Source organism: Shewanella litorisediminis (assembly GCF_016834455.1).
Classification (GTDB): domain Bacteria; phylum Pseudomonadota; class Gammaproteobacteria; order Enterobacterales; family Shewanellaceae; genus Shewanella; species Shewanella litorisediminis.
The window spans coordinates 1,493,832-1,507,610 of sequence record NZ_CP069213.1; the positions used below are offsets into that span (position 1 = coordinate 1,493,832).

Consider the following 13,779-nt stretch of genomic DNA (forward strand, 5'->3'; position numbering starts at 1 on the left):
TTAGGTGGAGGTCCACATGAGGCGTGTGCTGATTCGGGTGAAAGGCAAGGTGCAGGGCGTATGTTTCAGGCGGTTTGCCCTGGAGCGGGCGAGGGAGCTGGGAGTCACAGGATATGTGACCAATATGGATGATGGCTCAGTACAAATTCTGGCTCAGGGAAGTGCGCCTTTGGTGGAGAAACTCATCGATTGGTGCTGGGAAGGTTCGCCTGCCGCCAGCGTCAACGCAGTCGAAGTCAATGAAGACGAGGCAGATGAAATCTACCTCGACTTCTCAATCACTCAATCCTGAGTCTGCTGATTTATCACGTCTGCCTCGGGGGTATCATCCCCCTCGGGTTCTGCTGCTGGCTCTTCCACATCCACGGCGCCAGTGGGCTGCGCCATCTTGCGGATTTGGATAACCATACCAAGTTTGGGATGGTCGAAGTAATGCACCTGTCCGCTACGGACCCGTCGGTTCTGGGTCAGCGGGATTGCAAACAGGAAAGGCTGCTCTTCAAATGCTATTTGCTGGCCGCTCTTTGTGGCCGAAGCACCTGCTGCCAGGGTGTCGCTTTGGCTCGAAGCCAGCAGTTCTTGCTCAACCGCTACCTTACGGGTTCCCGGGGTTCTTAACACCAAATCGGACTCAATATAGAGATAGTGACTCAGATAAATATTGATCAGGCCGTCCAGTTGCCACACCGGATCTGGTGTTTTGTGCCGAAATACCGTACCGCTGGACAGGCCATTATCAGTCTGCAGCTGGCCGTATGTCCCACCTGAGGCATCAGATGCAATCAGGGCCTGAGAATCGCCGCTGTTTGACCCGGCAGTGTCTTGCGTCATGTCGGACGTAATCGTCAGCCCAAAGGCATTGCTGCTTTCTCCGGCTTCCATCACAGGGTCCTGCGCGGGCCTCAATGTGCCCATGGCGGTAAAACGGTCGGCAAAGTTCTCTCCACCGAACAGGCGAATCGGTGTGGAGGCGTGTCTGGGTTGCATCGCCTGCTGCCAGCTCATATGGAGCAGTGGCGTGATACCGGATTCCCGGGAGAGCTGACGCACAGCATCATTGAATTGCAGTTTGGTGCTATCCATCAGAAGGGCACCGGCACCGGGTTCAGCCGCCCGCTGAGATGGTGCCACTACCTTTACCGGCATTGGGCTTGGGTAACTTGGCGTAACACTGGTTATCTGCATATCCATGGCATCGCAACGCAGGCTGTCGACGATACGCTCTTCCTCTGAACAGGGCACCAAAGATGCATCCCTTGGCACCAGCACAGGGCTGATAAGATCCCGTCCCTTGGCGAAGGCTGGCAGCCGGGTTTGCTCTGGCCACTCCTCGGCGCTGGGCTGATTGCGCTCGAACAGGAACACTTCGACCTCAAACCAGGACTCGGCCATGGCCTGACTCAGGGGCAGCAAACAAAAAGCTGCGCTCATCGCAAGTTTGCGGATCATTATTTTCCTTCTCCAACGCTGTGTTGTTCGAGCTGCTCCAGCAGCAGTTCCAGTAGGTCCAACCGTTCCTTGGCGGTTTCGCAAGGCAGGGTGAACCTGAGTTTATTGGGGCCGTCCATACGATAGACTTGGGGCTGTGACGAAAGCAAGCCGATGATAAAGCCGGGGTCGACCCTGTGCTCTTCACCAAACTCGATACTGCCGCCGCGGGCGTGCATCTCAATTTTACTGGCGCCCAGTCGGGTGGCCCTGTGCTTTTGTACTGTCATGGTTAACAGGTTGCGCGTGGCGTCAGGCAATAATCCGAAGCGGTCGATAAGTTCAACCTTCATTTCGTCCACGGCTTTTTCAGTGTCGCAGCCCGCTATCCGCTTATAGAGCGACAGTCGCATATTCACATCGCTTACGTAATCGTCGGGCAGAAGGGCCGGGATCCGCAAGTCGATTTCACACTGAGCGCCCAGCATTTGCCTCAGCGACGGCTCTTTGCCCTGCTTGAGTGCCTTTACCGCCCCTTCCAGCATTTCCATATAGAGACTGAAACCTATCTTGGAAATGTGGCCGCTTTGTTCATCACCCAGGAGTTCTCCGGCGCCGCGGATTTCCAGATCCTGGGTGGCGAGCATAAAACCTGCGCCCAAATCTTCCAACGCATCAATGGCCTCGAGCCGTTTGCGGGCATCCACCGTCATCAGTTTGGGATGGGGCGTCATCAAATAGGCATAGGCCTGGTGATGGGAGCGCCCAACACGGCCCCGCAACTGGTGCAGCTGCGCCAGGCCAAAGTGGTCGGCCCTGTCTATCAAGATGGTATTGGCACTGGGGACGTCGATGCCCGTTTCTATGATGGTGGTACACACCAGCACGTTAAAGCGCTGGTGGTAAAAGTCCGACATCACCCGTTCCAGCTCGCGCTCGCGCATCTGTCCGTGGGCGGTGACGACCCGCGCCTCGGGCAGCAGTTCTCGAATATCCTGAGCAGCCTTTTCGATGGTTTCGACCTGATTGTGCAGATAATACACCTGACCACCGCGCAGAATTTCCCGCAGTATCGCCTCGCGCACCGTGGCCTTGTCGTATTCCCTCACAAAGGTTTTCACCGCCAGACGCTTGGCCGGTGGGGTGGCGATAATAGACAGGTCACGCATGCCTGACATGGCCATGTTCAGGGTACGGGGAATGGGTGTGGCGGTCAGGGTCAGAATATCCACATTGGCGCGCATGGCCTTGATACGTTCTTTCTGGCGGACCCCAAACCTGTGCTCTTCGTCGATGATAAGCAGACCGAGAGATTCAAAGTTCAGCTCGGTATTCAAAAGCTTGTGCGTGCCAATTACGATATCGACCTTGCCTTCACCCATGGCCGACAGTACCGCCTGCTGCTCTTTGGCAGTTCTGAAGCGCGACATCACTTCAATGCGCACTGGCCAATCGGCGAAGCGGTCTTTAAAGTTTTCAAAATGCTGCTGCGCCAACAGTGTCGTGGGAACCAATACCACCACCTGCTTTCCGCTGGATACCGCAAGGAAGGCCGCACGCATGGCCACTTCGGTTTTACCAAAGCCCACATCACCACACACCAGTCGGTCCATGGCCTTGGGCTGGCACATATCGTCGATAACCGCCTTGATGGCAGTTTCCTGATCCACGGTTTCCTCAAAGGGGAAGCCCTGGGCAAACTGCGCGTATTCGGCTTCATCCAGGGTGCAGGGCTCCCCGGGACGGGCCTCGCGGCGGGCATAAACGTCCAAAAGCTCTGCCGCCACATCGCGGATTTTTTCGATGGCCTTGCGCTTGGCCTTGCTCCAGCTTTCGTTACCGAGGCGATTGAGCGGCGCACTGTCATCGTTGCCCACCGCAAAACGGCTGATAAGGTGCAGTGCCGATACAGGCACATAAAGCTTGTCGCCGCCGGCATACTCGAGTTTGAGGTACTCGGCTACCAGGCCTCCCGTGTCGAGGGTTTCCAATCCCTGATACAGGCCCACACCGTGTTCAAGGTGTACCACCGGCTGGCCAACCTTGAGCTCGGCCAGGTTTTTGATGAGCACATCCTGACTGAGCTGGCGCTGTTTGTCCCGGCGTCTCTCCTGTGAAACCCGCTCACCGAAAAGCTCGGTTTCGCAGACCACGGCTACCTGGGATTTACCGATTTTCAGCTGACAGCCCATGGACAGCGGTGCCACTATCAGGCCGTGGTGGCTGTCTGATGCGAGAAACTCATCCAGATGGCTGAAAAGCTTTGGCTTCAGGCTGGCTTTGCCCAGGAGATCCAGCAGTGCTTCCCGGCGGCCTTCCGATTCGGCAACAAAGGCGATGCGCTGGCCCGCCTGCGCCCAATGCGCAAGGGATTCAAGCGGCTGCTTGAGTTTGTGATTGGCCCGGATGTCGGGCAGGGGGGCGGCATCCAGGGATTTATCGCCTTCGTCGCCGGACAAATCAATTCTCGGATACTGTTTGAAGCGGGCAAACAGCTCTTCCGTTGTCTGGTACAGCGTCTTGGGCGGCAACAAGGGCCGCAGCGGGTCAACCCGCCGGTCTTCATAGCGGCTGTGGATTTCACTCAGGTGATGTTCCGCCGCCTGATGCAGGGCGCCTGTGGTGATGATTTGCAGCTCGTCCGGCAGATAATCGAACAGGGTCGCGGTGTCATCAAAAAACAGCGGCAGGTAGTTTTCAATGCCCGCGGGCATCAGATTGCGGCTGACCAACTGGTATACAGACTCGGCCGCGTTGGTCACTGTCTCAAAGGTGCGGCGGTATCGCTGGCGAAACCCTTCGATGGCCTGGCTGTCGGTGGGAAACTCCCTTGCCGGCAGCATGCGGATACTGTCAACTTCGCCGCTGGAGCGCTGAGTCTCAGGGTCGAAATGGCGAATCGACTCCACTTCATCGTCGAAGAGCTCAATTCGCAGTGGCTCCCGGGCGCCGCTGGGGAAAATATCGAGAATCGAGCCACGGATGGCAAACTCACCGTGCTCATAAACCTGCTCAACCAGGTGATAGCCGGTGTCTGTCAGATGCTGACGCATCTGCTGCAGCTGATAACGGTCACCTTTTTTAAGAATAAGTACATTGGCCGCCAAAAACGCTTTGGGAGGCAAACGCACCATCAGAGTTGTCAGGGGCACTATCACTAAACGCCCCTGGCCCCGCTCCAGATTGGAGAGGGTTTCGAGCCGCTGGGAAATCAGGTCCTGGTGGGGCGAAAAGCTGTCGTAGGGCAGTGTTTCCCTGTCGGGAAACAGGCAAATGTCGATACCACGGGGCTTAAGCAAGTAACCTAGCTCTGCCTCCAGCACCAGGGCTGTGGGGGTATCGCTGGTGACTATCAGGGTGGTACCCGCGTAACTGCAGGTCATTTCGGCCAGTGTCAGGGCGCGGGCAACGCCGCCAGGCAGCCTGACAGCAGACACCCGGCCTTTGGCCGGAGTCTTGGGAAGACGGTCTACCGTAAATGAGCTCATTCGGATTGGATTGCCGGTTTTTTGCGAAAAATCAGGCGCTCATTGTAGAGGCAAGCACTAAGACTTGTCACCTTTCCGGGGGGCGTGGTGCTTGCTGTTTGCGCGCCTTTAACTGCTTTTGTTGTACGCTGAGGCTGGCTTTGACCAGATGCTCCACGTCGGCTTCGAGTATGGCCTCATAAACGAGCTCGGTAAGCTCACGGCCTTCTTCGTGGCTGACCGAGGCAACCCGGGCAATACACACCAGAGCAATCAGCTCATCTCGAATGTAAACCGTGGTCTTGTAAAGATCGCCGGGGCGCAGCTCCCCCTGGGATTCAACCAGGATATTGCTGCCACCAAAACTCAAGCCCTGATGGCGTTTGCCATCGCGCTGCTCATTTTCAAGCACATAGTGCAGCACCATGTCTACTTTGCGCGACTGTAATTTTAAAAAGTCCACCACGGCTTTGGCTTCGTTATCGAGTTGCCTTAATTGCAACAGGCATCCGGCCTCCAGGGTCTTTACGTCACTGAGAAGCTGCAAGCCCACGCTGCGCATGCCAAGCAGCTCGGCATCATTCGGCATTGGGCCGTCAAACGGCTGTAAATAGGCATTGAAATCGTGCGTCACGCTGAAATAGGCGTTGGGATCGGCTAACAAGGACATGCCTCTTTATTTATAGGTGAGATACCCCTATTATCGTGCCCACTCAAATAAATACGCAAGCACAGCCAAGGCATCAGCAGCGCACATGTTTTCATCCTCTGCCTTTCTTATCGGATATCGCTACTGGCGGGCGCGCAAGGCCAATGCCTTCGCTTCCTTTATTACCCTGTTTGCCGTGAGTGGCATTTTCCTCGGTGTCGCCGCCCTGATTGTGGTCAGCTCAGTGATGAACGGCCTGGAAGGGCAGCTCAAAACGCGCATTCTTGGCGCCGTACCTCAGGTGGTTATCGACAAGCCTGATGGCTTTGCCGACTGGCGCCAAACAGCCGACCAGCTGCAAGCAAAGTTGCCGGACATCGTGGGCGTAAGCCCATCCACAGGTACCCAGGCCATGTTGCAATCGAGCAGCAACATCAGTGCCGTGCAGCTTTCCGGCATCCTGCCCGAAGTGGAGGCGAGGCTGGCCACCCAAACCACCACCGTCTATTCCCCCGCCTTCGACAGCCTTGTCAGCGGTGAATACCGTATAATCCTCGGCGTGCAGCTGGCGTCGGAGCTGGATGTGGCGGTAGGCGACACCATCCGGGTGCTGAGCGGTGAAGGTGTGGTCTTTTCACCTTTGGGACCCGTGCCCAGCCAACGTAAATTTATCGTCTCGGGCCTGTTTCAGATGGGATCTCAGGTGGATGCCCAGCTTGCCTTTATTCACTACGACGATGCCCGTCGCTTGATGCGAAAGTCCCCTGACAGGGTGGATGCTGTCAGGTTGTATCTGGACGATCCCTTCAAGGCCGAAACCATAGGACAATCAGTGCCGGAGATATTGGCGGGCGACGACAAGCCGCTCAACGTCCACGACTGGCGCGACAGCTATGGCCATCTGTTCGGCGCAGTGAAAATGGAAAAAAACATGACGTCGCTGATGCTCAGTCTGATTGTGGCGGTGGCAGCCTTCAACATCGTATCTGCGCTGGTGATGATGGTGGTGGATAAAACCACCGACGTGGCGGTGCTGATGACTCAGGGGCTGACCCGCAGCGCCGTGATGGGCGTTTTTGTGACCCAGGGTTCCCTGAATGCCCTGCTGGGGCTGGTGCTTGGGCTGATTGCCGGCCTGTTACTGACGCTGAACCTGAATCCGCTGCTAAGCAGCCTCGGCATTGCCGTACTGGGCGCCGGACAGCCACTGCCGGTGATTATTTCAGCGGAGCAGCTGTGGCTGATAGTGCTGGGCACCGTGGTCATCACCTTGCTGGCCACCCTGTACCCGGCGCTCAGGGCCTCCCGGGTGGAGCCTGCGTCGGCGCTCAGATACGAATAATTCAGATACGAATAATTTATGCCCAAGGCATTCAGGCGCGTGGCGCCGGTGAGAGAGAATACAGATGCAAGACATATTGCTTAAAGTCGAAAACGTCAGCAAGACCTACCGGGAAGGCAAATTGGAAACCCAGGTCTTGTGCGGGGTGGACCTTTCGGTATACCGCGGCGAGCAATTGGCGATTGTGGGCGGTTCAGGCTCGGGTAAAAGTACGCTCTTGCACATCATGGGCTCGCTAGATAAACCCACCAGTGGCAAGGTGCTGTTGGAAGGCGAAGACCTTTACCGTTTGAGCGCGGCTCGCCAGGCGCAAATCCGTAACGCCAGCCTCGGTTTTATCTATCAGTTTCATCATCTGCTCCCTGAATTCAGCGCACTCGAGAACGTGGCCATGCCGGCTCGCATAGCCGGGGTGGATAAAAAGACTGCCTTTGGCCGCGCCGAAGCCCTGCTGGAGCGGGTGGGCCTGAGTCACAGGTTGTCCCATGCGCCCTCTGAGCTATCTGGTGGCGAGCGTCAGCGGGTCGCCATTGCCAGGGCCCTTATCAATCAACCCAAGTTGGTGCTGGCTGACGAACCCACCGGTAACCTGGATGCCGCCAGTGGCGAAGCCGTGTATGCCCTTATTCGTGAACTGGCCGCTCAGCTGGGCACCGCATTTGTGGTGGTTACCCACGACAATGCGCTGGCCGCCCGTATGGACAGACAGCTGTCGATGAAAAGTGGCAAATTAACCGCCGGAGCGCGCCAATGAGTTCCAGAGCTGGCAGTGCATTGCCGCTGTGGCTGGGGTTTCGTTTCTACCGCGCCCGCCAGTCGAACAGCTTTATCAGCTTCATCTCCTTTGCCTCCACCGCGGGTATCGCCCTTGGGGTGGCGGTACTGATTATTGTCCTGTCTGCCATGAACGGCTTTGAGCGTGAACTCAGGGAGCGGTTTTTGGACGTGGTGCCCCATGCCGAGCTGGTCGGCGTGAATGAGCCTGTGCACAGCTGGCAGACTATGGTGGCCGATGCATCGAAAATCCCCGGTATTCGTGGCGCCGCGCCTTTTATCCGCTTACAGGGACTGGCCCAGCGCCAGGGTGGTTTTCAGGGGCTGAGCCTGGTGGGTATAGACACGTCTCTGGAAGGGCAGGTCTCGGGGATTGAGCATTATATGCCCGCAGATGCCTGGCAAGCCCTTGGTCAGGATGAAAACGCCATAGTGCTCGGTCAGTCGCTGATGGACAAGCTTGGCCTGAATGAAGGCGATGCCCTGGTACTCTTTGTGCCGGATTTGAGTGGTCGCCAGAGCGGCAAACTGGGTGCTACCCGCAGCCACCGATTTGTGGTGCGTGGCAGCTACCAGCTGGGCGGCGAGCTTGAGCTGGTTACAGCCTATGCCTCCATGGCGCATCTGGCGCGGGTGCTGGAAATGGGAGAGGATGTCAGCGGGGTACGCATTGCCGTGGACGATGTGTTCAGGGCGCCCAAACTCATCCGCGAGCTGGGTTTTACCCAGACTCAATACCTTTACATGAGTGACTGGACCCGTACCCAGGGGCACCTGTACCAGGACATACAACTGGTGCGTACCCTGATGTATCTGGTACTGGCACTGGTGATAGCGGTGGCCTGCTTTAACATCGTCTCTACCCTGGTGATGGCCGTGCGGGACAAAACCTCGGAAATTGCCATCCTGATGACCATGGGGCTCAGACGCAGTGCCATAGTGCTGGTGTTTATGGTGCATGGCGCCATCAGCGGACTCCTTGGCACCCTGCTTGGCGTCAGTGCCGGCGTGCTGGTGGCGCTGAATCTGTCCGGATTGGCCAGGGCGGCCGAAAGCGCTTTGGGTATTCAGCTGCTGTCATCCGACGTTTACTTTATCGACTTCCTGCCGTCAGAACTTCATGGGCAGGATGTGGCTGTGGTTGCTGTGATGGCTCTGGTGATGAGTCTTCTGGCGACGCTTTATCCAGCCTATAAGGCGAGCCTTACTGAGCCGGCACCGGCACTTGCCGGCCGCTAGCATTATCAAAACAAAAAAACGCGCCCCGGGGCGCGTTTTTTTATGGCTGACATGTGAGTTGGCGCCTGTAGCAGAGCTGCATAATGGCTCGCTACTTGGCTACTTGGCTACTTAACTACTTGTTGGCTACTTGGCTGCAGCCAATTGAGCTGTGTGGCTGATGCGGTGGGAATAATGGAACCTCTGCCAAGCCAGCCTGATGACGCCTCAGCGCGCGGTGCGGTTTTTCCACTTAAAGAGCACCGAATACTTCCATAGATTGCTAATCACAAAGAAGCCGATGATGGCGCTTATCAATCCCAGCACCAGACAACCGAGCAGGAAAGGGGGGCCAATGGTAGCCAGGGAGGACTCCAGCCATTGCCAGCTGGCCTCAAAGACGAAGGGCTGCGGCGCATGGCCAAGCAGCTTGGCCCCCATCTGATAGGCGATATAAAACAGAAAAGGCATGGTCACTGGATTGGTTATCCATACCAACGCCACAGACACCGGCAGATTCACGTTGAAGAAAATGGCCATGGCGGCGGCTGCCACCATTTGAAAAGGTATGGGCATCCAGGCCATAAAAAGCCCAACGGCAAACGCACCTGGCGCCGAACGGCGATTCAGGTGCCACAGATTGGGTTTATGCAACAGGGTGCCAAACATTTTCAGATGCTTGTGATCTTTCAGTGCATCCGGGTGCGGCATAAACCTTTTGATGAGCTTTTTTGGCATAGGCGGATAATGCTGTCTTAACTTACTGCTGTGAAGAACCCATTTCTGCTGGGCTTTTGTGCCCTTGTCATCTCATCGCTGCTCTGGCCAGTGCTTCCGCCCTGGCCGGCCTGCCTGCTTTTGCTTGTGGCATTGGGGTGTTACCGCAAGTTGCCTGTGCTCAGTGGAGCCCTGACTGCCGTGGCGTGGGTTGCTGTTTACACCCATATGCTGTTCGATTACAGCCATCTGCAAAAAGCCGGTGATTCCTGGGTGCGTGGCGAGATAATAGCACCTGTGTCTGACAGCGGCGACTGGCAGAGTATAGATATACGCCTTGTTAAACCAAAATTAATCTGGCCTGTTGAGGGCAAAATTCGACTCAACTGGCGAACAACTGAACAAATCCGTCCGGGGCAGCTGTGGGAATTCCGTCTGGCGCCCCGTTCCATCACTTCGCCCCTTAACGAAGGTACCTTTAACGGCCAGCGTTACCTGTTGTCGCGTCATGTCGGGATTAAAGCCAGGGTGCTGGACGCAAGAAAGGTCTCAGAGGCGGCGGGCCCCCGGGGATACTTGCTTGAGCGCATCGGACAGGCCATTTCGGATAAACCCCGGCAGGCGCTCCTCTATCCGCTGCTGACGGGGGAGCAGCAAGGCATAGATGCAGACACCTGGCAGCGGCTCAGGCAGACGGGGACTGGGCACCTGATGGCCATTTCGGGTTTGCACATGTCGGTGCTTGGCGCCTGGCTATTACTGCTTTGCAGAGGATTCCTGACCTCGGTGGCACCCCGTCAGGACAGGCGAAACCTGGTGATCGCCATGGTGGTAGCCACCTTCGGCTGCTTGCTCTATGGTCTGCTGGCGGGGATGGGTATCCCCACTCGCCGTGCCTTTATCATGCTGGCGTTGGTGGTGCTGCTTACCCTCAGCCGCCGCTTTGCTTCGCCCTGGGAGCGGTTGTTGTATGCCCTGGCAGCAGTGCTGTTTCTGGATCCCTTATCACCCTTATCTGCGGGCTTTTGGCTGTCTTTTGGGGCCATTGTCATCATGTTGATGATATTGACCAGGCCGCCAGCGCCCATTGACGGGCTCCCAGGCCGGTTAAAACACTATCTGTGGTCACTGGTGAGGCTGCAGCTGGCGCTCAGTATCGGACTGGGGGGGCTGCAGCTGGTGCTCTTTGGCGGCGTGAGCGTCCACAGCCTGTGGATCAATCTGCTGATGGTGCCCTGGTTTTCGCTGGTGGCCATTCCACTGGCGCTGGCCGGGCTGTTATTTTTTATTTTGCTGTTGCCCTTTGGGATCTCGGCTGACTGGGCGTTTACGCCGGCTCTCGCGGCGCTGCTCCCACTCGACGGGCTTCTTCAGCTGAGTGATCGCTTACCCGGTGCCTGGGTGAGCGTACCAGAGCAGCTGATAGCGCCCCTGTGTTTTGCCACTGCAGGCGCTGTCTTACTGTTTTCGCCTGTTGGACGGGCTGTTAAGTGGGTGAGTGCCTCCTTACTGTTGCCGCTCTTGCTGGCAGTGAGTTTGAAAGGGACGCCCCAATGGCAGGTACATTTACTCGATGTGGGGCAGGGGCTGGCAGTGGTGGTTTTCAGTCAGGATAAAACCCTGGTGTATGACACAGGTTTGGCCTTTGGTGAGAGCTTCTCCCATGGTGAGCGCACCCTGTTACCGTTTTTGCGTACCAAGGGACGGGAGCAAATCGATATGTTGGTGTTAAGTCATGAGGATAAGGACCATGCAGGGGGCGCCGCTGCGCTTGCCAAAACGATGCCAATTACCTTGCTGATAAGTGATACCCGGGCAGGCGAATCGATTGCAGCTAAGCAGCGCATGCCCTGCAGACCCCGGGTGTTTGCCTTTGGTCAGCTGTTGGTGGAAGTCCTGTCACCCACAGCAGCGCCTTCCGGCCGGGTTGGCAATAATGCCTCCTGTGTGATTGCCGTGGGCGATGGTCGTTCGCGGCTTTTGTTGCCCGGCGATATCGAAGCCTCCGCAGAGGCCTTGCTGCTCAGCAGTGGCGCATCGCTGGCGGCCAATGTGTTGGTTGCGCCTCACCATGGCAGTCTTACGTCATCCACGCCGGCATTTATCGCGCGGGTGGCACCGGCCATCACTCTGTTTGCGGCGGGTGCCAACAACCGATATGGCTTTCCCAAAGACGCTGTGCTGCAACGATACCTGTCCCAGGGCAGTCAGGCATTGACTGTTGCCGACACCGGCCAGATAAGCCTCTACCTGAACGATGAAATCACAGTGAAAACTTATCGTGGCTCTCTGGCGCCTTTTTGGTATAACCGGGTCTTTGGAGTTGGTCACAGGCCGATTACAGAGTAGAATGCGGACTTTGTCATACGCTCAGATGAATCAATGACTACAGCTCATAATCAGGAAGTTTGGACGGTGTTCAAGCGTCTCATGGGGTACCTCAAACCCATGAAGTCCATCTTTATCGTCTCTGTTCTGGCGCTTTTGCTCTATGGCGCAGTGGACGCCAGCTTTATTGCTTTTATCCAACCCTTTATTGATAAAGGCTTTTCCGGCGTTGGTATGTCGGGAAGTGTCGACATGGGCAACTCATCCGGCTTTGACTCCAACAACAGCGTGCTGTTTTGGGCACCCTTTGTTGTAGTGGGGCTTTTTACCCTGAGGGGCCTGGCCAACTTTGTGTCTACCTATGGCATTTCCTATATGAGCGCCAAGCTCATCATGGACATGCGCCAGCAGGTGTTTGAGCATTATCTGACCCTGCCGGTGAGCTACATCGACAAGGAAAACTCGGGCAACCTGATTTCCCGCGTTACCTTCGATACCGAACAAATCGCCAGGGCCTCCGGCAGCGCGCTTATCTCCATCGTCCGTGATGGTGTGACCGTGATGGGCATGTTGGCACTGATGTTTTACAACTCCTGGAAATTGTCCCTCTGTATCCTGATTGTCGGCCCCATCATAGGATTGGTCATCGCCACTGTGAGCCGCCGCTTCCGCAAAATTTCACGGCAAATTCAAAGCGCCATGGGCGGTGTCACCGCCGTGACAGAGCAGATGATCAAGGGCCATAAAAACGTGTTGGCCTTTGGCGGACAGGAAACCGAGTCCGAGCGTTTTGCCAGGGTGAACGATCAGAATCGCCATCAGAACATGAAGCTTGCCGTGGCCCAGGCCATCAGCCAGCCCACCATCATGATTATCGGCTCCTTCGCACTGGCCTTTGTGCTCTGGGCCGCCAGCTTCGACGCCCTGAAGAGTGAGCTTACCGCGGGCACCTTCGCCACCGTACTGGCTGCCATGATGGCAACGCTGCAGCCCATCAAGAACCTGACCCGCGTCAATGCCGAGTTTCAGCGCGGTATTGCCGCCTGTACCACGGTATTTGAGCTGCTGGATACTCCTTCCGAGGCCGACAAGGGACGCTTTGAAACCGACAGGGTCAAAGGCCATGTACGTTTTGACCAGGTGGCGTTTCGTTACGAAGGCCAGGAAAACCGTGCGCTCGATGGCATCAGTTTTGATGTGCCACCGGGCAAGACGTTGGCGCTGGTGGGGCGCTCGGGGTCAGGCAAGTCGACCATTGCCAGCCTGATTAATCGCTTCTATGGCGGACTCGAGCAGGGCGCCATTGAGCTCGATGGCGTGAATGTTGAGGAATATCGTCTCAAAAACCTGCGCAGCCAGGTGGCGCTGGTCAGTCAGCAGGTCACCCTGTTTAACGACACCATCGCCAACAATATCGCCTATGCCTGCCCCTGGGAAGTGACCCGTGAGCAGATAGAGCAAGCGGCCACGCTGGCCCATGCCATGGAATTTATCAGCAAACTGCCCAATGGCCTGGATACCCAGGTGGGCGAAAACGGCGTGCTGCTTTCCGGTGGTCAGCGTCAGCGTATCGCCATCGCCCGTGCCATGTTGCGTAATGCACCTGTTCTCATCCTCGATGAGGCTACCTCGGCACTGGATACCGAATCAGAAAAGGCCATTCAGGAAGGGCTGGAGAACCTGCGTCAGAATCGCACCTCTATCGTGATTGCTCACCGCCTGTCGACCATCGAAAGTGCCGATGAAATTCTGGTGATAGAGCAGGGGCGCATTGTGGAGCGAGGCTGCCACAAGTCACTGTTGGCTCAGGATGGTATGTACGCCAAACTCTACCAAATGCAGTTTACCGGCTGATT

10 protein-coding genes are annotated in these 13,779 nt (G+C 56.6%); 6 read left to right on the top strand and 4 right to left on the bottom strand.

All coding sequences use genetic code 11. The features are described from left to right. Window positions 1-16 precede the first annotated feature (16 nt). Window positions 17-292: an acylphosphatase gene (locus JQC75_RS06545; protein ID WP_011759443.1), complete on the top strand. Its 276-nt coding sequence runs from the start codon at window positions 17-19 to the stop codon at window positions 290-292. Here JQC75_RS06545 and JQC75_RS06550 read toward each other — a convergent pair. The 3 genes from JQC75_RS06550 to JQC75_RS06560 form a co-directional block, all read right to left on the bottom strand. Then, window positions 283-1,449 (bottom strand): peptidoglycan binding protein CsiV, encoded by a 1,167-nt coding sequence (locus tag JQC75_RS06550; RefSeq protein WP_203326629.1) that lies wholly within the window; start codon window positions 1,447-1,449, stop codon window positions 283-285. The two genes, JQC75_RS06545 and JQC75_RS06550, sit on opposite strands and share 10 nt — an antisense overlap. Then, window positions 1,449-4,916, bottom strand: coding sequence for a transcription-repair coupling factor (gene mfd, locus JQC75_RS06555; protein WP_203326630.1), 3,468 nt, complete (start codon window positions 4,914-4,916; stop codon window positions 1,449-1,451). The genes JQC75_RS06550 and mfd overlap by 1 nt, the downstream gene beginning before the upstream one ends. 67 nt (window positions 4,917-4,983) lie before the next feature. Then, window positions 4,984-5,559: a hypothetical protein gene (locus JQC75_RS06560; protein ID WP_203327141.1), complete on the bottom strand. Its 576-nt coding sequence runs from the start codon at window positions 5,557-5,559 to the stop codon at window positions 4,984-4,986. Window positions 5,560-5,650: 91 nt separating this feature from the next. On the opposite strand from JQC75_RS06560, the gene JQC75_RS06565 reads away from it, so the two are divergent. The 3 genes from JQC75_RS06565 to lolE all read left to right on the top strand — a co-directional run bounded on the left by JQC75_RS06565 (window position 5,651) and on the right by lolE (window position 8,899). After that, entirely contained in the window at window positions 5,651-6,886 is a 1,236-nt protein-coding gene (locus JQC75_RS06565; RefSeq protein WP_203326631.1) for a lipoprotein-releasing ABC transporter permease subunit, read from the top strand. Between the two features lie 64 nt (window positions 6,887-6,950). Further along, the gene (gene lolD, locus JQC75_RS06570) at window positions 6,951-7,640 is read left to right on the top strand and encodes a lipoprotein-releasing ABC transporter ATP-binding protein LolD (RefSeq protein ID WP_203326632.1); all 690 of its coding nucleotides are present in this window, start codon (window positions 6,951-6,953) and stop codon (window positions 7,638-7,640) included. Then, window positions 7,637-8,899, top strand: a complete 1,263-nt coding sequence (gene lolE, locus JQC75_RS06575) for a lipoprotein-releasing ABC transporter permease subunit LolE (protein ID WP_203326633.1) — start codon at window positions 7,637-7,639, stop codon at window positions 8,897-8,899. Before lolD ends, lolE begins: the two co-directional genes overlap by 4 nt. Window positions 8,900-9,106: 207 nt before the next feature. Here lolE and JQC75_RS06580 read toward each other — a convergent pair whose 3' ends face one another. Beyond that, a complete protein-coding gene (locus tag JQC75_RS06580; protein WP_203326634.1) occupies window positions 9,107-9,616 on the bottom strand; it encodes a DUF2062 domain-containing protein in 510 nt (169 codons plus the stop codon). 30 nt (window positions 9,617-9,646) lie between these two features. On the opposite strand from JQC75_RS06580, the gene JQC75_RS06585 reads away from it, so the two are divergent. Both JQC75_RS06585 and msbA read left to right on the top strand, forming a co-directional pair. After that, window positions 9,647-11,944, top strand: a complete 2,298-nt coding sequence (locus JQC75_RS06585) for a DNA internalization-related competence protein ComEC/Rec2 (RefSeq protein ID WP_203326635.1) — start codon at window positions 9,647-9,649, stop codon at window positions 11,942-11,944. A 33-nt stretch (window positions 11,945-11,977) separates the two neighbouring features. Next, window positions 11,978-13,777 (top strand): lipid A export permease/ATP-binding protein MsbA, encoded by a 1,800-nt coding sequence (gene msbA, locus JQC75_RS06590; protein ID WP_203326636.1) that lies wholly within the window; start codon window positions 11,978-11,980, stop codon window positions 13,775-13,777. Window positions 13,778-13,779: the final 2 nt, after the last annotated feature.

Bases quoted from the DNA above. Each gene is read 5' to 3' on its own strand.
- JQC75_RS06545 (WP_011759443.1), top strand. From the start codon at position 17: ATGAGGCGTGTGCTGATTCGGGTGAAAGGCAAGGTGCAGGGCGTATGT.
- JQC75_RS06550 (WP_203326629.1), bottom strand. From the start codon at position 1,449: ATGATCCGCAAACTTGCGATGAGCGCAGCTTTTTGTTTGCTGCCCCTG.
- mfd (WP_203326630.1), bottom strand. From the start codon at position 4,916: ATGAGCTCATTTACGGTAGACCGTCTTCCCAAGACTCCGGCCAAAGGC.
- JQC75_RS06565 (WP_203326631.1), top strand. From the start codon at position 5,651: ATGTTTTCATCCTCTGCCTTTCTTATCGGATATCGCTACTGGCGGGCG.
- lolD (WP_203326632.1), top strand. From the start codon at position 6,951: ATGCAAGACATATTGCTTAAAGTCGAAAACGTCAGCAAGACCTACCGG.
- lolE (WP_203326633.1), top strand. From the start codon at position 7,637: ATGAGTTCCAGAGCTGGCAGTGCATTGCCGCTGTGGCTGGGGTTTCGT.
- JQC75_RS06580 (WP_203326634.1), bottom strand. From the start codon at position 9,616: ATGCCAAAAAAGCTCATCAAAAGGTTTATGCCGCACCCGGATGCACTG.
- msbA (WP_203326636.1), top strand. From the start codon at position 11,978: ATGACTACAGCTCATAATCAGGAAGTTTGGACGGTGTTCAAGCGTCTC.